Raw genomic sequence first — 19,667 nt, 5'->3', positions numbered from 1 at the left:
CACCCGTCTCCGCCGACGCCGACGCCGACGGGACCACTCCCACTTCCCCCCTCCGGATCGGGCCTCGGACTCGACCCGTCTCTCCCACCGACGCGTCTGCCCGCCCGGACGTTTAAATACGAAACCCCGACCAGCCCGGGGTATGCACGAGGCAACCCGCGTGCTGGCCGGCGAGTGTACCATCCGCGACGACACCGAACCCGACGACCGTCGTGGTGACGTGATCGTCCTCCGCAAGCCCGACGACACCGTACTGGTCCACGACGCCGCGGGCTACCAGCCGGTGGCGTGGCTCACCCGCGCCGAGACCGTGACCGTCGCGGACGGCGTCCTCACCGCCACCGACGGCGACCAGTTTCTCCGCGTCGAGGTCCACGAGACCTACGGCGACGACAGCTACCCCCTCGCCGAGGTCGGCATCCCGGTCGGCGAGTGCCCGGACTGTGACGGCCGCCTCGTCCGGGACGACGGGGCGGTATCCTGTCTCGGCTGTCGGACGGCGTACGGGTTCCCGCGGGACGCGACGATACTGACCGAGGCCGCCGACTGTGACTGCGGGTGTCCGCGGATGCGCGTCCGGCGCGGGCGCGCGTTCGAAGTCTGCATCGACAGGGAGTGCGAGTCGTTGGACGAGGCGGTCCGGAACGCTTTCGACCGCGAGTGGGACTGTCCGAACTGCGACGGCGACCTCCGGATTCTCCGGCGGGGCGGCCTCCTCGCGGGCTGTGAGCACTATCCCGACTGCGAGACTGGGTGGGGCATCCCGACCGGCACCGTCGTCGACGAGTGTGCCTGTGGCCTGCCGGTCTTCGAGACGGCGGGCGGGAACCGGTGTCTGGACAGCGGGTGTGAGGAAGCGGGGCGAGAAGCGGCGACCCCGTCGTGACCGCGCCGTCGAGACCGTGGGGGCTTTGTCCGCGCGTGGGCGAGTGGCGGTATGGACGCGACGCTGTCTTCGGGCGTGGTTCGCGCCGGTCGCCAGGCCCGCGAGCAGTTCCACGACGCTCGCGGCTACGGTGACCCCGACGGCGAGGGGGTTCGCCTCGCACCAGTCGAGGCCGCCCACCTCCTCTACCGCGGGGACCTCGAATCGGTCGACGGGATGGGCTTCCGGAAGTTTCTCGCCTCGGCGGCCTGCCCGGACCTACACTTTCTGGTGTACAAGGACCTCCGGGATCGGGGTTTCTACCTCTCTCCGACCGGTGCCGACTGGGTGGCCGACCACGGGACCGCCGACCTGGTGGTCTACCCTCGCGGAAAGGGGCCCTGGGACGACCAGGTGGCCTACCGCGTGCGCGTCGTCAGCGAGCGCGCGACGGTGCCCGCGAGTGACCTGGGCGACGTGGTGCTGGCGGTCGTCGACGAGGAGAGCGAGATCACCTACCTCGAAACCGACCGGCCCGACGTGTCGGGGTCGACCGACTACGAGCCACCCGCCGACACCCCGGGCTCGCTGCTGGACGACCGCGTGCTGCTCTGGGAGCCGCCCGCCGACATCTACGAGCGGGGGTTCTACGGCCAGCCGCTGGACCGCGACGGCGAGACCGTCGAGACGCTCCAGCTCTCGCTGGTAGAGGCCGCCTACCTCGTCCGGCAGGGCGCGCTCGCGCTGGGGACCGACGGGGACGACGAGCAGGCGGTGCTGGAGCGGGGCCGAACCGTCGAGGGCGACCGGTTCGACCGCCGGCTCCGGGTCTACACCGCGCTCCGGGCGGCCGGCGTCGTGCCCAAGACGGGATATAAATTCGGTGCGGACTTTCGGACTTACGCGGACGTGGAGTCGGTGTCGGAACTCAGTCACTCGGAGTTGCTGATCCGGGTGGTGCCCGATGGACACGGGTTCGCGCCGCGGGACCTCGCGCTGGACGTGCGCCTGGCCGGCGGGGTCCGCAAGCGGATGGTGTTCGCGCTTACGGGCGCGGGGATCGCGTGGCTCTCGGCCGAGCGGCTGACACCCTGACCCGATTTCGCAACCACAACGTTCATTCGACCGATACGTCTGCCTCCGGTATGGAAGCACCGTCGCGTCGGCAGGTTCTGGGTAGTCTCACGGCACTTCTCACCGGAGCGAGCGGCTGTCTCGGGTCGGATAGCGGCGGGACGCCGACACCGACAGTCACCGAACGGTCCTGAGCGAACAGCACGGACTCGCCGGCGGCGCGGACGGTCCGGAATCCGGCGGGTGGGCCGGCGGTTCGGTCGTCGGTCGCCGATCACCGGATCGAGCACCGATCGACCCACTGGATCGTGACCGCCGAGACCGAGCGGGCGGCGCTGGACTTCCCGTCGGCGACGGTCGGTCGCGACGCGGCCAGGGCGTTCGTCGACGAGACGGACCTCGGCAGCGAGACGCTCGTCGTCCACCAGTACGACGTGAACGCGTGCGGGACGTGGGATCTGCAACGGCTCAAGTGGGGCGAGTACGGGGACCGGGTACCACTGACGGAAATCCAGTTGCGGTACGAGGATGTCGACCGGGAAGGGGCGTGCCAGCGCGACGGGCCGAAGCACGTCGCGGCCACGTTGCTGCGGGTGCCGAAGCGGATCGACCGCCTCGGCGGGTTCGGGTACCAGGTCTGACTGTGACCGGTCCGGGGCCATCGCAGGCACCGAGATTGAAAACCGTTAAACACCTGCTCGCGGTTACGTTCACCCAAGATGGCCGCTTCCGACGGATGGCGCTGGCGCTGGCGAACTTCGGAAGCGGACAGTCTCGCGACTCCGGCCGCCCGGTGACGGCGGCCGCGGTGGCGTTGCTCCCTTCGCTTTTCGAGTGCCCGACAAACAGACACCGGAGACGACACAGATGACACACGAACCCGATACCGACACGAACGAACCGACCGGAGACGACGCGCCAGCAGTCGAACAGGCGCTACCAGATGGCGGCGCGGCCGGAGCCGACGACGTGGCGCTGGATCCGTGGGGCTCCTCGACGGTTTCGGACTACCGCAAGCTGTTCGAGGAGTTCGGCATCGAGCAGTTCGACGAGGTGCTCGACGAGGTGCCCGACCCCCACTACCTGATGCGCCGGGGCGTGATCTTCGGCCACCGCGACTACCGCCCCGTCGCTCGCGCCATGCGCAACGACGACCCCTGGGCCGCCCTCTCGGGGTTCATGCCGACTGGCGACCCCCACATCGGCCACAAGATGGTCTTCGACGAGATCATCTGGCATCAACAGCAGGGCGGGGACGCCTACGCCCTGATCGCGGACCTCGAGGCCCACAGCGCCCGCGGACTCTCTTGGGACGAGATCGACGAACACACGCGCAACTACATCCTGAGCCTGCTCGCGCTGGGGTTCGACCCCGAGGAGGGCGACCTCTACCGGCAGTCCACCAACCGGAAGGTGCAGGACCTGGCCTTCGAACTCGGGATCGAGGCGAACTTCTCGGAGTTCCAGGCCATCTACGGTTTCGACGGAGAGACCGACGTGTCCCACATGGAGTCGGTCGTCACCCAGATGGCCGACATCCTCTATCCCCAGCTTGACGAGCCCAAACCGACGGTCATCCCGGTCGGGCCGGACCAGGACCCGCACATGCGGTTCGCGCGGGACCTGTCGACCCGGATGCGCTACTTCAAGGTGACCGACGCGTTCGCCAGTTTCGAGTTGACCGACACCGAGCGGGAACTGGTCGCCATCGCCTACGACCACCGCGAGGAGTACGCCGAGGACCCCGACCAGCCCCGGTGTGGCGAGGCCGGTGAGTGGCTGGCCGACTACGAGACCAGCGCCACCGAGGCCCGCAATGGGGCGGTCGAGAAACTCGACAACGCCGGCAAAGAGCCGCTCCGACCCCGGACCCGCTTCCTCGACCGCAACGCCACCGACGAGGCCTTCGACGCACTGGTCGAGGAAATCGACGGGGAGAAACGCCGCTACGAAGCCCACGTCGACGCGTTCGACCTGGATCACGCCGAAGCCGAGGAACTCGCCCGGCAGGTCGAGGTCGACCACGGCGGCTACGGGTTCGTCCCGCCGTCCTCGATCTACCACCGGTTCATGACCGGCCTCACGGGCGGGAAGATGTCCTCGTCGATCCCGGCGAGTCACATCAGCCTGCTCGACGACCCCGAGGAGGGGTACGACAAGGTGACGGCGGCGACGACGGGTGGCCGGGAGACCGCCGAGGAACAGCGCGAGAAAGGCGGGAAGGCCGACGAGTGCCCGGTCTACGAACTGTACGCCTACCTCCTCTCGGGTGACGACGACGAGTTCGCCAAGGAGGTCTACGAGGAGTGTGTCGGCGGCGAACGCCTCTGTGGCGGGTGCAAAGAGCAGGCCGCCGAGCTGATGGCGGAGTTCCTCGAAGACCACCAGGAGAAACGCGAGGAGTGGGAGGCGAAACTGGACGAGTTGGACTTCGAGTTCGATTCGGATCGGAAGCGAGCGAGCGGCGACTGACTTTCACACGCCGTCGAGCGCGGCGACGAGCAACTCCGCGGTCGCCTCGGCGGCGACCTCGCCGCCTTCGGTGGTAATCTCGACTACGTCACCGCCGGTGTCGACGAGGACTTTCGCCGCCTCGCCGCTGCCCTCGATCATCACCTCGGCGGCCTGCCCGCCAGCGTCGACGACGGCGTCGGCCTGGTCCTCCGCGATGCCTGCGTCCGGTTGCGTGACCCTCGTCACGTCGAGTTCGCCGGCCTCGGGGAGGCTGGTGCCGTCGAGGACGCGCTCGATGGCCGACGGCCCCAGTCCGAAGTCCGCCAGTCCGTCCTGCAGTTCGATGGCCACGTCGGTCAGCGGCGTCGGGTCGGCCAGCGGCATCGCCGCCGACAGCAGGTCGACGACGGTATCTCGGTTCCGGTCCCGTGAATCTCGATCTCCCATGTGTGACTGTGGCTACAGATTGGCCAATAGGTCTTGCGCTCGCGGGCGACAACGGTACGTTTTTGCCGTCCTCTCACAATCGTTCGCACATGGCATCCGAACCCCATTGCCGGTCGGTCGTGCGCCAGGGAGTCCCGAGAGCGGGGTTCGACTTCTTTTTTGCCGTCTGAGTCCGGCGGAGTTCGGGCGGCGGGGGAACTCGCCGGGCCGAGCGAAACCGGTCACACGCGAGCCGCGAGCCGCGAGTGAGAACCGTTAACTGACCGACCCGCGCGGTACGTAACAACGACTATCCACGCATGAAACTGCCACAGGCACAGGTCGCGGTGTTGGAGGCCGCGAGCGCAGACGAGCAACGAACCATCGACCGCATCGCCGAGGCCGCCGACCTCAAACCGGAGGCCGCCACGCGAGCGGCCTTCGAACTCGACGACGCGGGCCTGCTGGAGGTGACCGAACGCACCACTAGCGACGTGGAACTGACCGAGGAGGCCGAGCGCTACGTCGAGGCGGGCCTGCCCGAACTCCGCCTCTACGAGGCCGCCGTCGACGCGGGAGCAGACGAAGACCCCGTCCAGATGGGCCAGGTCATCGGCGCGTCCGGACTGGCGGGCGACGCCGTCGACATCGCGCTGTCGAACTACGCCCGGAAGGGGTACGGTGAGATCGACAGCGGCGAGATCTCCGCCGACCCCGAGGCCGACCCCGACGCCGACGAGGAGGCGACGGCCCTTGACGCTCTCGCGGAGGGTGCCGGCGCGTACGCGCGCGAGACGGCACTCGAGGACCTGGACAACCGCGGGCTGATCGAGCAGACTGAGACCGTCGTCCGCTCGGTGACGCTCACCGACGACGGTGTCACGGAGTTGATGGCCGGCATCGAGACGGCCGAGACCGTCGGCCAGGTCACCTCCGAGATGCTCACCAGCGGCGAGTGGGAGAGCGTCGAGTTCGCCGAGTACAACGTCGAAGCCGACGCCGAGCGGGTCGTCCCCGGCCGCAAGCACGCGCTCCGGGAGATGGCCGAACGCGTCACGGACGCGCTGGTGGGGATGGGCTTCCAGGAGATGCAGGGGCCACACGTCGACGCCGACTTCTGGATCAACGACTGCCTGTTCATGCCACAGGACCACCCGGCGCGCAACCACTGGGACCGGTTCGCGCTCGATACGCCAGAGTCCATCGACGAACTCCCCACGGGCCTCGCCGACGCCGTCGAGTCGGCCCACCGCGAGGGTGTCGGCCCGGACGGCGAGGGGTATCACTCGCCGTGGGACCTGGACTTCGCGAAGGCGCTGGCCCTGCGGGGCCACACCACCTCGCTCACCGCCCGGCACCTCTCGGGCGAGGCGATGGGCGACCTGGAGCCGCCCCAGCGGTTCTTCTCCATCGAGAAGGCCTACCGCAACGACACGCTGGACGCGACCCACCTGCTGGAGTTCTTCCAGATCGAGGGCTGGGTGATGGCCGAGGACCTCTCGGTGCGTGACCTGATGGGGACGTTCACCGAGTTCTACGAGCAGTTCGGGATCACGGACATCGAGTTCAAGCCCCACTACAACCCCTACACCGAACCGAGCTTCGAGCTCTTCGGTCGCCACCCCGAGACGGGCGAGATGATCGAGATCGGCAACTCGGGGATCTTCCGGCCGGAGATGCTGGACCCCCTCGGCGTCGACTGCGACGTGATGGCGTGGGGACTGGCGCTGGAACGGCTGTTCATGCTCGCCACTGGCGCGGAGGACATCCGCGACGTGCACGGCACGCTGGTCGATCTCGAATTCCTGCGCGAAGAGGAGGTGACATACTGATGCCAACCGTCGAAATCGATCCCGACGAACTCCGGTACCTGACCGGCCACGACGAAAAAGACGACGCAGAGTTGAAAGAGGACCTGTTCGGCCTCGGCCTCGAGTTCGAGGGCGAGACCGACGACGGCGAGTTCGAACTGGAGTTCGCGCCCGACCGACTGGACCGGCTCTCCGTCGAGGGCGTCGCTCGCTCGCTGCGCTATCACTACGGCGACGACCGCGGGGTGTACGTCCCCAGCACGAACGACGCCGAGTGGACCATCCGCGTCGCGGACGTGCCCGAGGACCGGCCCTACGTGACGGGCGCTATCGTCCGCGGGCTGGACATGGACGACGCCGCGCTGGACTCGCTGATCCAGCTGCAGGAGAAGCTCCACGCGACGATGGGCCGCCAGCGCGCGAAGGGCGCCATCGGCGTCCACGACCTGACGATGCTGAAAGGCGAGACGCTGAAGGACGACGACGACAGCGCGAAGTCGATCACCTACACCGGCGTCGACGCCGACGAGGAGACGATGGTGCCCCTGGAGGGCGATCAGGAACTCACACTGCGGGAAGTGCTGGAGGTCCACCACATCGGTCAGGAGTACGCCGACCTCGTGGCCGACTACGCGTCGATGCCTGCGATCTACGACGAGATCGGGCTGTTCTCGTTCCCGCCGGTGGTCAACGGCCGTCGGACGGAGGTCTCGGCCGATTCCCGTGATCTGTTCATCGAGATGACCGGCACCGACCAGTGGACGGTCGACAGGATGTTGAACATCGTCTGCTACGCCCTCGACGCCCGCGGCGGGAAAGTCGAGGAGGTCGACGTCGAGTACACCGACGACGCACCCGTGACGCCCGACGCCGGGCGCGAACTGATCCGGCCGGATCTGGTGACCAAGGAAAAGACCGTCGCCCACGGCGACATCGAGACGATGCTCGGCGTCGACCTGGACGAACGGGACGTGGTCGACCTGATCGAGCGGGCCGGGATGGACGCCGAACCCACCGAGACCGACGACGGCACGGCGGCCTACCGGGTCGAGGTCCCGCCCTACCGGGTCGACGTGCTCCACCCGGTCGACCTGATCGACGACGTGGGGCGGGCCTACGGGTTCAACGAACTCGAACCGCGCTACCCCGACGTGTCGACCGTTGGCGGTCGACACGAACGCTCCCGGCTGGAAGACGCCGTCCGCGACCGGCTGGTCGGGCAGGGCTTCGAAGACCTGCTGAACTTCCACCTGATCGACGAGGAGCAAAATTACGAGCGCCTGAACGTCTCCCAGGGCAGTGACGCCGTCGGCGGCGGCGAGGCCGTCACCATCGAACAGCCCTACAGCGAGGACTTCACCATGGTGCGCTCGTGGGCACTGCCCTCGATCATGATGGTCCTGGAGAACAACACGCACCGTGCGTACCCACAGGATCTCGCGGAGGTCGGGTTCTCGGCGCACGTCGACGAGCGCGAGAACACCAACGTCGCGGAACGACGGACCGTCGCCGCGGCGCTCTGTCACGCCGGCGCGTCCTACGAGGACGCCAAGGCCGCGCTCCGGGCGCTCGTGGACGGGTTCGACAAGGACCTGGAGACGCCAGCCACGGAACATCCGACCTTCATCTCCGGTCGAACGGCCAGCGTCGTAATCGACGGCGAGGACGTCGGTGTCATCGGCGAGGTCCACCCCGAAGTGATCGTCGAACACGACATCGAACTGCCGGTGGCGGCGTTCGAGTTCGACCTGGACGCGCTGCGCTAGGGACCGCGAGCGAAGCGAGCGGCATTTTTGATCCAGCTTTTTCGAGGAGGGTTCGCGAGCATCGCGAGCGAACCCGACGATGAAAGAGGTGGTCGCAGTTCGACCTGGCCGCACTGCGGTAGGGACCGCGAGCCCACTTTTTACTCCCTCGGGTGGCCTGTGGCCACCACTCGGTCGCAAAAACGTGGGGAAAAACTGCCGGACGGCTCACTCACTGCGTTCGTTCGCGTCCGGTGTGTTCGTGAGTGACCGCAGGGAACAACCGAGGGATCGAACGACCCAAAACGTCGCTCGGCGGATGCTCGTACGCAGTCCACGACCCTATCGGTCGACGGACGACGGCCGTGCGCTCTCGCCGTTGGCGCGGATGTCGCCGGTGACTTCGAAGCGCGCGCCGCCCCTCTCGCTCTCGGTGACGGCGATCTCCCAGCCGTGGGCCTCGACGATGGTGCGGACGATGGCGAGGCCGAAGCCGGTGCCCTCGGGGTCGGAACTGAACCCCTGTTCGAGGACCTGCTCGCGGTGGTCTGGGTCGATGCCGGGACCGTCGTCGGCGACGACGAAGCCGCCGTCGCACTCGCCGACGGTGACGGTGACGTCGGGGCCGCCGTGTTCGACACTGTTCCGAAAGAGGTTCTCGAACACCTGGAGGAGGCGACCGCGGGACGCGGCGACGGTCAGGTCGGCCGGGAGTTCGAGAGTCGCGTCCTTCGTGTCGACGTTCCCCCGTGCCTCCCGGGCGACCGCCGCGAGGTCGAGCGGTTCGGTGTCGTCGATGGTCTTGCCGAGGCGAGCGAAGGTCAACACGTCGTCGACGATGGCCTCCATCCGGTCGAGCGCCTGTCGGGCCTCGTCGAGGTGTTCCCGGTCGTCGCCGGCGTCGATCATCCGGAGCCGACCGCTGGCGACGTTTATCGGGTTGCGCAGGTCGTGGGAGACGATGCCGGCGAAGTCCTCGAGTTGGTCGTTCTGCCGCTCCAGTTCGGCCGTGCGCTGTTCGAGTTTGCGCTTGCGTCGCTCGCGCTCGGTCACGTCGTGGATCAACGCGACGTAGCCCTGCATCTCCCCATCCTCGGTGAGTGCGCTCACGAGTACGTCGAAACAGCGGGGGTCGCCGTCGGCGGGTTCGATCCAGAGGCCGGTGTAGCGGCCGTTGACCACCTCGCCGGGGTCGACGGTCATGAACTCGGGTGGCCCGTCGACGAACAGGTCCGGGGCGATCACCGTTTCGAGGTCTTTCCCGACGACGCGGCTGTCGGCCCGTCCGATCATCCGTTTGCCGAGCGGGTTGGTGTCGACGATGCGGCCCTGGTGGTCGACCACGAGGAAGCCGGTGGCCATCTCCTCGATGGCCTGATCCCGCGCCAGCGGCGTGAGGTTCTTCGAGTGACGGCCGACCGTCGCCAGGAGGCGCTGGAGCGGCAGGAACGAGAGGGTCCGGTAGCTGACCGTCACCACGAGCGAGAGGGTGCCAAAGAACAGGAATCCGAGCGGGGTAAGCGTGTAGTACGGCGTCGGGCTCAGGCCGAGGACGGTCACGAGATGCGTGGCGTGTAACACGCCGAGCAGGGCCAGCAGGAAGAACGTGCGCTTGCGAAAGACGTTGCGCGAGCGCAGGAACATCTTGTAGAGGAGGACTTCGTTGACGAACAGCAGGGCGTTGCCGAACACGTAGTGAACCGTCATGAGGTCGTAGCCGAAGGCACCGAACGCCTCGCCCCGGCCGAGCGCGAGCGTCACCGCCGGCGAGACGAGGTCGTGGCCGACCAGCACCAGGGCGATCACGACGAGCGGTTCGAGGACGACGAGGGCTTTCAGCGGCCTGCCGACCCCGTCGGAGCGGCCCGTGTACGCGAGGGTGAAGAGCAGGAACAGCGAGGGGATGGCGATAGCGCCCGCCATGGTGATGCGGTTGCCGAGCAGTCGCATCTCCAGGGCCGTCGTCGAGACGACGATCACCTGACCGGCCGCCCAGAGCGTGACCGCGGACGCCGCCAGCGAGAGCCACGTCGCCCCGCCTTTCGGCCGCTCCTGCCAGACGGCGGCGGTGACCGCGACCCCGAGTAGTGTCGACAGTGCCAACAGGAGCGTGTACGGCGTCACCTGCCAGGGCATACTCGGACGTGGATTGCCGGGGCGGATAAACCTCGCTTCCGTGTTATCTCGCGTGATACTGGCTCAGTCGGCGACGGCCCGGACGTCCTGGTCGTTGGCGAGGCTCTCGCCGGTGATCTCGAAACGCGCACCACCGGACTGCTCGCTCTCGGTGACGGCGATCTCCCAGCCGTGGGCCTCGACGATGGTCTCGATGATCGCGAGGCCAAAGCCCGTGCCGTCGTCGTCGGTCGAGAACCCCTCGTCGAAGACCTCCGCCCGTCGGTCGGGCGGGATGCCGGGGCCATCGTCGGCGATCAAGAACCCACCGTCACCGTCGAGTGTGCCGACGGTGACGGCAACTTCGGGACCACCGTGTTCCACGCTGTTCCGGAAGAGGTTCTCGAACAGCTGGCGCAGGCGGCTCGGGTCGCCCTCGACGGTCAGGTCGACGTCGACGGTGAGGGCCGCGTCGCGGGTGTCGACGGTCTCCCAGGCCTCGGTCGCGACCGCCGCGAGGTCGACCTGCTCGGTGTCGCTGACCGACTGCCCGCTCCGGGCGAGCGTCAACACGTCGTCGATGATCTGGCGCATCCGGTCCAGGGCGGCCCTGGCGGGGTCGACGTGGTCGCTGTCGGTCTCGCGGTCGATCAGTTCGAGGTGGCCGTCGGCGACGGTCAGCGGGTTGCGCAGGTCGTGGGAGACGATACCGGCGAAGTTGTCGAGTTGCTCGTTCTGTCGCTTGAGTTCTACGTTTTGCTCCCGGAGTTTGCGTTTCCGTCGTTCACGGTCGGTCACGTCGTGGATCAGGGCGACTGCGCCGGACTCCGCGTCGTCGCCCAGCCTCGTCACGAGAACGTCGAAACAGCGCTGTTCACCGTCCGGGGTCTCGACCCAGATGCCGGAGTACCGACCACTCGCGTCCGTCTCGTCGTCGAAGAACTCCGGGACGTCGTCGACGAAGATCTCCGGCGGGATCACCGTCGCGAGTTCCTTGCCGACGACGCGTTCGCCCTCGCGGGCGAGGATACGTTTGCCCATCGGGTTGATGTCGGCGATCCGGCCGGCGTGGTCGATCACCATGAAGCCGGTCGCCATCTCCTCGATGGCACGCTCCCGTGCGATGGGGGTGAGATTCTTCGAGTGCCGGCTGAAAAGCCCGAGGATCGGCTGGAGCGGGAGGAACTCGTACCCCCGGTAGCTCACGAGCGCCAGCAGCGAGAGCGCGCCGAACAGCAGGAAGCCAAGCGGCGTGAGCGTCTGGTACGGTGTCGGGCTCAGACCCGCCACGCTCAGGACGTGGCAGGCGTGGAGGACGACGATCAACAGGAGCAGGAAGAACGTGCGCTTGCGAAAGACGTTGCGAGTGCCCAGAAACATCCTGTAGAGGAGGAACTCGCTGACGAACAGCAGCGCGTAGCCGTAGGCGTGCTGGGCGACGAGCACGGGGCCGTACTTGACGAACAGCGTCGCGCCCGCCGCCCCGGCCGCGAGGGCTCCCTCGGCGAACATGAGGGGGCTCCCCGACAGCGCCAGCGCACTGAGTATCGTCGGTTCGAGGAGCAACACGGCCACCAGGGGCGAACTGATGTACGCGTCGTGGCCGGTGTACTCCAGCGAGAACAGGAGCCACAGCGGCGGCGTGAACACCATCCCGGCGACGGTCAGGCCGCTGCCCAGCAGCCGGACCGAGTGGGTCGTGTTCGAGACGACGACGACCTGGCCGACCGCCCAGGCGGCGACGGCGAGGGCCGCGAACGACAGCCAGGTCGCCCCGGTCTTTGGCCGTTCCCGCCAGACCGCGGCGGTGACAGCCAGTCCCAGAACCCCCGAGATCGCGAGCGGGACCGTCCACTGGGAGAGTTCCCACGTCACTGATTCGTCTAGAGTCCAACAGCCGTTAAAAATTCCCGGCGGTTACCGCGGCTGATACGGATTTTCAGTCGAGAGCCGCGCCGACGGCCTCGCGTACGGAGTCGAACCCGTCCCGTTCGAGCAGGTCGAGCAGGCCGCGGTTGATGTCGCGGGCGATTCCCGGCCCACGGTAGACCAGGCCAGTGTACAACTGGACCACGCTCGCGCCCGCGCGGATCTTCCGGTAGGCGTCCTCGGCGGTCGCCACGCCGCCGACGCCGACGACCGGGGTGTCGGTGCGTTCGGCGACGAACCGGACCATCTCCGTCGCCCGGTGTTCGATGGGTTTCCCGGAGAGGCCGCCCGTCTCGGCGCGGTTGGGGCTGCGCAACGGGGCTGGCCTGTCCGTCGTCGTGTTCGTGGCGACGACGCCGTCGAGATCGAGTTCGTCGACCAGATCGAGGGCGTCCTCGACGGCCGGGTCGGGCAGGTCCGGCGAGAGTTTGACCAGGAGCGGCGACGCGCCCGCGTCCTGGAGTTCACCGAGGATGGCTTCCATCGAATCGCGGTTCTGGAGTTCGGCGAAGCCCTGGGAGTTGGGACAGGAGACGTTGACGACGAAGAAATCTCCACCCTCGGCCACCTGCTCGTAGGTCTCGCGGTAGTCGGCCGGGGCGTCCTCGGGGGCGACGTGTTCGGACTTGGCGACGTTGACGCCGACGGGGACGGGGGCGTCGGTGGTCGCCAGGCGATCGCCGACGGCGGCCGCCCCGTGGTTGTTCAGCCCCATGCGGTTGATCAGCGCCTCGTCCTCGCGGAGGCGGAACATCCGCGGCCGGGGATTGCCGTTCTGGGGGACGGCCGTGACGCCACCGACTTCGACGAAGCCGAAGCCCAGTGCGGCGAGTGCGCCGGGGATCTCGGCGTTCTTGTCGAAGCCGGCCGCGACGCCGACGGGGTTGGGGAACGTCTGGTCGAACGCCTCGACGGTCAGGCGGTCGTCCTCGACGGTGTAGTGCCGGACCATAGCGTCGGCGACGGGCGTGCCGTCGACGACACCGAGCAGGCTGTGGACGCTCCGGTGGGCGGTTTCGGCTGGGAGTCTGAACAACAGCGGTTTCGCGAGTTCGTAGATCACACTCTCTCCTCGTAGGTGGGTGGTCGGCGATGGCTCGATACGACTGGGGCGTTAGAACTCGTGTTCGACGTCCTCCGGGTCGGCCTTCTGGATGATGATCTTGTTGTCCCGTACCCGAACGAACACTTCGTCGCCGATCTCCATACCGGCGACCGCCAACTCGTCCTCGTGCAGGTTGATGTGGACGTTGTGGTACTCGCCATCCTCGTCCTTGGCGCCACTCGGACTCAGCTTCTTTTTTCGCACCATCGCGCTATCGTACGTCGTGGTTCGCCGTAGGAGTTACTTAAGCTTACCGTGCGAGGTCGCCCTCTCACGGGAGGTCGCTGGCGTCGAACCGCCCGGAGCGGGGCATCTTCCGCCGCGCCCGCGCGCCAGCACGGGCGAAATCCGCCCGATACCGGTTGATTATCACCTAAACTGGCGAGCGGTTTATCGGATACTATATAAATTCACCGCCCGACGGCGGGGGGATCCGGGGGTATATTTATGGTTGGTCATGTGCTGAATTGACACGGAGAGGCGAAAACCATGGCACGTGACCAAGATAAGCGTAACTTCGCGCTTCGAGAGTCGAACGGAGACGAGTCCAGCGTCTTCTCCGGTGGCACACCCCGGCAGGCAGCACTGAAGGCGGCCCGGCGGCTCGATCCGGCGAGCAGTGAGTCCGTCGCCGACCGAACGGAGCTCCGGCTCCGCGAGAAGGGCACGCACAAAGTGCACATCTACGAAGGGTGGGCCTGGGAGGAAGACGCACCGGACGACAAACCCGACTGGATGCCCAACGAGATCACGAAAGGCAACGTCGAAAAACAAGGCGTCGAACACCTCGAGGAAATCTGAGTACGCGGCTTCGACGGAGGTTTCTTCGGTCGCATTTTCACCCGGCGCACACGGGCACGTATCCACAAAGATAAGCCGTTCCTCGCTCCAACCACCGACTGCGTGGAAACACCCGGCCAGACCGAACGCACCACGCGCGGGATGACCGGCCGGCCTCCGCCCACGCGACAGTTTCTGCCGACCTGGGTACGCTCTACACACCAGATGCTATACATATATGAAAGCTGCCACGAGGCTCGATCGCGCGCGAGCAGTTCCCATGGAATCGCCTGCCGTATCGGCTCCGGTTCGACGGGCTTAAGTAAATCACCCCCATCGAGAGAAACACGAAGGCGGGGCGGTGGGACGGATCCCACTGCCCGGCGGTCTGCATCGATCCGCTTAAGTCTACGAAGGGGATCGTCGAAAACACGCACGGCCTTCCCGGATGCGGATTCCGGCTGAGGCCGATCCGATGCCCTTAAGTGGAACAGGGCACTCGGACGGAATGCAGACACGGCCGGTCCGGGGCCGACATCGCCCGGCAGCGGTCCGAACGAACACCGAAGCCCTTATGTGGTGTCCCGGTGTACAATTAGGTCCGCAATGAATGAGGATTCCACCCCTGCGGTCCGCCGTATAGATGGGATCTGATGTTAGCCCTGGCAGTTCGGTGACACTCGGTCGGTCCGTGTGTCGTCGAACGTGTTATACCTTCGATAGTCACACTCTTTCGAGAGTGTGTCCCGCCTAACCCTCCTGGCTTCGGCCAGGAGACATTCCGGTTGATCCTGCCGGAGGCCATTGCTATCGGAGTCCGATTTAGCCATGCTAGTCGCACGAGTTCAGACTCGTGGCAGATAGCTCAGTAACACGTGGCCAAACTGCCCTATGGATGGAGACAACCTCGGGAAACTGAGGTCAATCTCCAATACAGCTCTCATGCTGGAGTGCAGAGAGCTGGAAACGCTCCGGCGCCATAGGATGTGGCTGCGGCCGATTAGGTAGACGGTGGGGTAACGGCCCACCGTGCCGATAATCGGTACGGGTTGTGAGAGCAAGAGCCCGGAGACGGAATCTGAGACAAGATTCCGGGCCCTACGGGGCGCAGCAGGCGCGAAACCTTTACACTGCACGACAGTGCGATAAGGGGACTCCGAGTGCGAGGGCATACAGTCCTCGCTTTTCTGTACCGTAAGGCGGTACAGGAACAAGTGCTGGGCAAGACCGGTGCCAGCCGCCGCGGTAATACCGGCAGCACGAGTGATGGCCGCTATTATTGGGCCTAAAGCGTCCGTAGCCGGCCGAGCAAGTTCGTTGGGAAATCTGCCCGCTTAACGGGCAGGCGTCCGGCGAAAACTGTTCGGCTTGGGGCCGGGAGATCTGAGGGGTACGTCTGGGGTAGGAGTGAAATCCTGTAATCCTGGACGGACCACCGGTGGCGAAAGCGCCTCAGAAAAACGGACCCGACGGTGAGGGACGAAAGCTAGGGTCTCGAACCGGATTAGATACCCGGGTAGTCCTAGCTGTAAACGATGCTCGCTAGGTGTGGCGCAGGCTACGAGCCTGCGCTGTGCCGTAGGGAAGCCGTGAAGCGAGCCGCCTGGGAAGTACGTCTGCAAGGATGAAACTTAAAGGAATTGGCGGGGGAGCACTACAACCGGAGGAGCCTGCGGTTTAATTGGACTCAACGCCGGACATCTCACCAGCACCGACAGTGTGCAGTGAAGGTCAGGTTGATGATCTTACTGGAGCCACTGAGAGGAGGTGCATGGCCGCCGTCAGCTCGTACCGTGAGGCGTCCTGTTAAGTCAGGCAACGAGCGAGACCCGCATCCCTAGTTGCCAGCAGCAACCTCGTGTTGGCTGGGTACACTAGGGAGACTGCCGCTGCCAAAGCGGAGGAAGGAACGGGCAACGGTAGGTCAGTATGCCCCGAATGTGCTGGGCAACACGCGGGCTACAATGGCCGGGACAGTGGGATGCGACCCCGAGAGGGAGAGCTAATCTCCTAAACCCGGTCGTAGTTCGGATTGCGGGCTGAAACCCGCCCGCATGAAGCTGGATTCGGTAGTAGTCGCGTGTCATTAGCGCGCGGCGAATACGTCCCTGCTCCTTGCACACACCGCCCGTCAAAGCACCCGAGTGAGGTCCGGATGAGGCCACCATGCGGTGGTCGAATCTGGGCTTCGCAAGGGGGCTTAAGTCGTAACAAGGTAGCCGTAGGGGAATCTGCGGCTGGATCACCTCCTACTGACCGGGACTGGGGTCACACCCAGCCCACCTTTGGAGGATCGCGTTCGAGCCACGAACCGACCGAGCACCTATGAACTGCCAGGGCTAACATTTGTCCGCAGGGAAGGGCCCATAGCTCAGCGGCAGAGCGCCGCCTTTGCAAGGCGGAGGCCCTGGGTTCAAATCCCAGTGGGTCCATATCCCGTCCCGGATCCGAACCGTGCCCCTTAAGTGGGACACGACGTTCGATCCGTGTACGGAAGACCGATGCACCACTCCGTGTGAACGCGAGTGGGAAGGGTTGATGCACGCACCGGCAACCACCGGGCGTTGCAGATGAGACTGTGTGTACGTGCGATCCAGGCGTCCACTGGACTCGTGTGCAGTTCATCGAGTCTTAAGACGTTGTCAGACTCTCTGAGTCTGACAGCACGCCAGACGTAGTCTGGCGGACGCGACTCGGAATCATATCCGAGTCACTACACGACCCGGACCTCGTCCGGGTCACCAACATGATCTGGAGTCATTCCAGGTCATCATCAGCGATTGGCTACTATGCCAGCTGGTGGATAGCTCGGCTCAGGTGCCGATGAAGGACGTGCCAAGCTGCGATAAGCTCCAGGGACCCGCACGGAGGGGAAGAACTGGAGATTTCCGAATAGGAATCCTCACCGCAATTGCTTCGCGCAATGGGGAACGCCGGGAATTGAAACATCTCAGTACCGGCAGGAAGAGAAAACGAATGTGATGTCGTTAGTAACCGCGAGTAAACGCGACACAGCCCAAACCGAAGCCTTCGGGCAATGTGGTGTTCGGGCTGACCCTCATCACCGGATCGTCTTCACGAAGTCTCCTGGAACGGAGCGTGAAACAGGGTGACAACCCCGTAGTGAAGACCAGTACGGTGTGCGTCAGTTCCAGAGTATCGGGGGTTGGAAATCCCTCGTGAACACGGCAGGCATCGACTGCCAAGGCTAAATACTACCTGAGACCGACAGTGAACAAGTAGCGTGAGCGAACGCTGAAAAGCACCCTCAGAAGGGAGGTGCAATAGGGCTTGAAATCAGTTGGCGATGGAGCGACGGGGCATGAAAGGTCCTGTGGCAAACGACCGAGGGGCGACCCTCCAGTAGGACCCACAGGAAGCCGGTGTTCCGTCGTACGTTTTGAAAAACGAGCCAGGGAGTGTACCAGTTTGGCGAGTCTAACCCGGTCATCGGGGAAGGCACAGGGAAACCGACATGGCCGCAGTGCTTTGCACCAGGGCCGCCGTGTTCAAGCGCGGGGAGTCAAACGGGTACGACCCGAAACCGGATGATCTACGCGTGGGCAAGGTGAAGCGTACCGAAAGGCACGTGGAAGCCTGTTAGGGATGGTGTCCTACAATACCCTCCCGTGACCTACGTGTAGGGGTGAAAGGCCCATCGAATCCGGCAACAGCTGGTTCCGACCGAAACATGTCGAAGCATGACCTCCGCCGAGGTAGTCCGTGGGGTAGAGCGACCGATTGTGGTGTCCGCCTCCGAGAGGAGTCGGCTCCACTGTCAAACTCCAAACCTACGGACGCTGTCGACGCGGGGAGTCCGGTATGCGGGGTAAGCCTGTGTACCGTGAGGGAGACAACCCAGAGCTGGGTTAAGGTCCCAAAGTGTGGACTAAGTGCGATCGAAGGTTGTCCCGAGCCCTAAACAGCCGGGAGGTGAGCTTAGAAGCAGCTACCCTCTAAGAAAAGCGTAACAGCTTACCGGCCGAGGTTCGGGGCGCCCAAAATGATCGGGGCTCAAGTCCACCACCGAGACCTGGCCGCGCCCTTTACCGGGCGACCGCGTAGGTCGGCGCTCTGATTGGGTGGAAGCAGGGGTGAGGACTCCTGTGGACCGATCAGTGACGAAAATCCTGGCCATAGTAGCAGCGATAGTCGGGTAAGAATCCCGACGGCCTTACGAGCAAGGGTTCCTCGGCACTGTTCGTCAACCGAGGGTTAGCCGGTCCTAAGTCCGTTCGTAACTCGCGACGGACAAAAGGGAAACTGGTTAATATTCCAGTGCTTCTCTGCAGTGAAACCGACGCCTCGGGGTCGACCGGTCCGGGCCTTCGCCCGGACGAACCGTCCAAATCCGTGGAAGCCGTAACGGCACGAAGCGGACGAACGGCGGGATAGCGCAAGCCGGTTCAACCTGGGGCCCGTGAAAAGGGAGCAGAGAATCCGTACCGAGATCCGACACAGGTGCTCGTGGCGGCGAAAGCCAAGGCCTGTCGGGGACAACCGACGTTAGGGAATTCGGCAAGTTAGTCCCGCAAGTTCGCGATAAGGGATGCCTGCCCCGGAAAGGGGCAGGTCGCAGTGACTCGGGCGCTCCGACTGTCTAGTAACAACATAGGTGACCGCAAATCCGCAAGGACTCGTACGGTCACTGAATCCTGCCCAGTGCGGGTATCTGAACACCTAGTACAATAGGACGAAGGACCCGTCAACGGCGGGGGTAACTATGACCCTCTTAAGGTAGCGTAGTACCTTGCCGCTTCAGTAGCGGCTTGCATGAATGGATTAACGAGAGCGCCACTGTCCCAACGTTGGGCCCGGTGAACTGTACGTTCCAGTGCGGAGTCTGGAGACCCCCAAGGGGAAGCGAAGACCCTATGGAGCTTTACTGCAGGCTGTTGCTGGGACATGGTCGCTAATGTGCAGAGTAGGTAGGAGCCGTTACAGAGGTACCCGCGCTAGCGGGCCACCCAGGCACACATGAAACACTACCCGTTAGTGACTGTGACCCTCACTCCGGGAGGAGGACACCAATAGCCGGGCAGTTTGACTGGGGCGGTACGCGCTTGAAAGAATATCGAGCGCGCCCTAAGGCCATCTCAGCCGTGTCGGAGACGCGGCGAAGAGCGCAAGAGCAAAAGATGGCTTGACAGTGTTCTGCACAACAAGGAACGCTGACGCGAAAGCGTGGTCTAGCGAACCAATGCGCCCGCCCGATGCGGGCCATTGATGACAGAAAAGCTACCCTAGGGATAACAGAGTCGTCACTCGCAAGAGCACATATCGACCGAGTGGCTTGCTACCTCGATGTCGGTTCCCTCCATCCTGCCCGTGCAGAAGCGGGCAAGGGTGAGGTTGTTCGCCTA

13 protein-coding genes, 1 tRNA gene and 2 rRNA genes are annotated in these 19,667 nt (G+C 65.2%); 11 read left to right on the top strand and 5 right to left on the bottom strand.

The features are described 5' to 3' along the window. Positions 1-142 precede the first annotated feature (142 nt). The 5 genes from MU521_RS04120 to MU521_RS04105 all read left to right on the top strand — a co-directional run bounded on the left by MU521_RS04120 (position 143) and on the right by MU521_RS04105 (position 4,411). A complete protein-coding gene (locus tag MU521_RS04120) occupies positions 143-886 on the top strand; it encodes a DUF91 domain-containing protein (protein ID WP_092688354.1) in 744 nt (247 codons plus the stop codon). Between the two features lie 51 nt (positions 887-937). Continuing rightward, complete coding sequence (gene endA / locus MU521_RS04115) at positions 938-1,960, top strand: tRNA-intron lyase (RefSeq protein WP_092688357.1); 1,023 nt, start codon at positions 938-940, stop codon at positions 1,958-1,960. 50 nt (positions 1,961-2,010) lie between these two features. Further along, the gene (locus MU521_RS21410; RefSeq protein ID WP_281186996.1) at positions 2,011-2,133 is read left to right on the top strand and encodes a hypothetical protein; all 123 of its coding nucleotides are present in this window, start codon (positions 2,011-2,013) and stop codon (positions 2,131-2,133) included. A gap of 114 nt (positions 2,134-2,247) precedes the next feature. Next, positions 2,248-2,580 carry a hypothetical protein gene (locus MU521_RS04110; RefSeq protein WP_092688360.1) on the top strand — a complete coding sequence of 111 codons (333 nt, stop codon included), beginning with the start codon at positions 2,248-2,250 and terminating at the stop codon, positions 2,578-2,580. A gap of 226 nt (positions 2,581-2,806) precedes the next feature. Then, positions 2,807-4,411, top strand: a complete 1,605-nt coding sequence (locus tag MU521_RS04105; RefSeq protein ID WP_092688417.1) for a tryptophan--tRNA ligase — start codon at positions 2,807-2,809, stop codon at positions 4,409-4,411. Between the two features lie 3 nt (positions 4,412-4,414). Here MU521_RS04105 and MU521_RS04100 read toward each other — a convergent pair whose 3' ends face one another. Beyond that, entirely contained in the window at positions 4,415-4,840 is a 426-nt protein-coding gene (locus MU521_RS04100; protein WP_092688363.1) for a hypothetical protein, read from the bottom strand. A gap of 299 nt (positions 4,841-5,139) precedes the next feature. Between MU521_RS04100 and pheS the strand changes: the two genes are divergently transcribed. Both pheS and pheT read left to right on the top strand, forming a co-directional pair. Then, on the top strand, positions 5,140-6,651 hold the full coding sequence (pheS, locus tag MU521_RS04095) for a phenylalanine--tRNA ligase subunit alpha (protein ID WP_092688366.1): 1,512 nt from the start codon (positions 5,140-5,142) through the stop codon (positions 6,649-6,651). Then, entirely contained in the window at positions 6,651-8,396 is a 1,746-nt protein-coding gene (gene pheT, locus MU521_RS04090) for a phenylalanine--tRNA ligase subunit beta (protein ID WP_092688369.1), read from the top strand. Before pheS ends, pheT begins: the two co-directional genes overlap by 1 nt. Positions 8,397-8,717: 321 nt before the next feature. Here the strand turns inward: pheT and MU521_RS04085 are convergent, their stop codons facing one another. The 4 genes from MU521_RS04085 to MU521_RS04070 all read right to left on the bottom strand — a co-directional run bounded on the left by MU521_RS04085 (position 8,718) and on the right by MU521_RS04070 (position 13,731). After that, positions 8,718-10,511, bottom strand: coding sequence for a sensor histidine kinase (locus MU521_RS04085; RefSeq protein ID WP_092688372.1), 1,794 nt, complete (start codon positions 10,509-10,511; stop codon positions 8,718-8,720). A gap of 63 nt (positions 10,512-10,574) precedes the next feature. Continuing rightward, positions 10,575-12,365 carry a histidine kinase N-terminal 7TM domain-containing protein gene (locus MU521_RS04080; protein WP_092688375.1) on the bottom strand — a complete coding sequence of 597 codons (1,791 nt, stop codon included), beginning with the start codon at positions 12,363-12,365 and terminating at the stop codon, positions 10,575-10,577. A gap of 64 nt (positions 12,366-12,429) precedes the next feature. After that, positions 12,430-13,482 carry a quinone-dependent dihydroorotate dehydrogenase gene (locus MU521_RS04075; protein WP_092688378.1) on the bottom strand — a complete coding sequence of 351 codons (1,053 nt, stop codon included), beginning with the start codon at positions 13,480-13,482 and terminating at the stop codon, positions 12,430-12,432. A 51-nt stretch (positions 13,483-13,533) separates the two neighbouring features. Next, a complete protein-coding gene (locus MU521_RS04070; protein ID WP_049995293.1) occupies positions 13,534-13,731 on the bottom strand; it encodes a hypothetical protein in 198 nt (65 codons plus the stop codon). Positions 13,732-14,013: 282 nt separating this feature from the next. Here MU521_RS04070 and MU521_RS04065 point away from each other — a divergent pair, with 282 nt between their 5' ends. From MU521_RS04065 to MU521_RS04050, 4 genes are all read left to right on the top strand, one after another. Further along, positions 14,014-14,325 (top strand): non-histone chromosomal MC1 family protein, encoded by a 312-nt coding sequence (locus MU521_RS04065; RefSeq protein WP_092688381.1) that lies wholly within the window; start codon positions 14,014-14,016, stop codon positions 14,323-14,325. A 757-nt stretch (positions 14,326-15,082) separates the two neighbouring features. After that, positions 15,083-16,555 (top strand): 16S ribosomal RNA (locus MU521_RS04060). Positions 16,556-16,664: 109 nt separating this feature from the next. Beyond that, positions 16,665-16,736: transfer RNA gene (locus MU521_RS04055), tRNA-Ala, on the top strand. A 343-nt stretch (positions 16,737-17,079) separates the two neighbouring features. Then, positions 17,080-19,667, top strand: a 23S ribosomal RNA gene (locus MU521_RS04050); the annotation flags it as partial.

The sequence above is a fragment of the Halorientalis regularis genome (assembly GCF_023698535.1).
In the GTDB taxonomy this organism is placed as follows: Archaea; Halobacteriota; Halobacteria; order Halobacteriales; family Haloarculaceae; genus Halorientalis; species Halorientalis regularis.
This window is presented reverse-complemented; position numbering and strand designations above follow the sequence as displayed.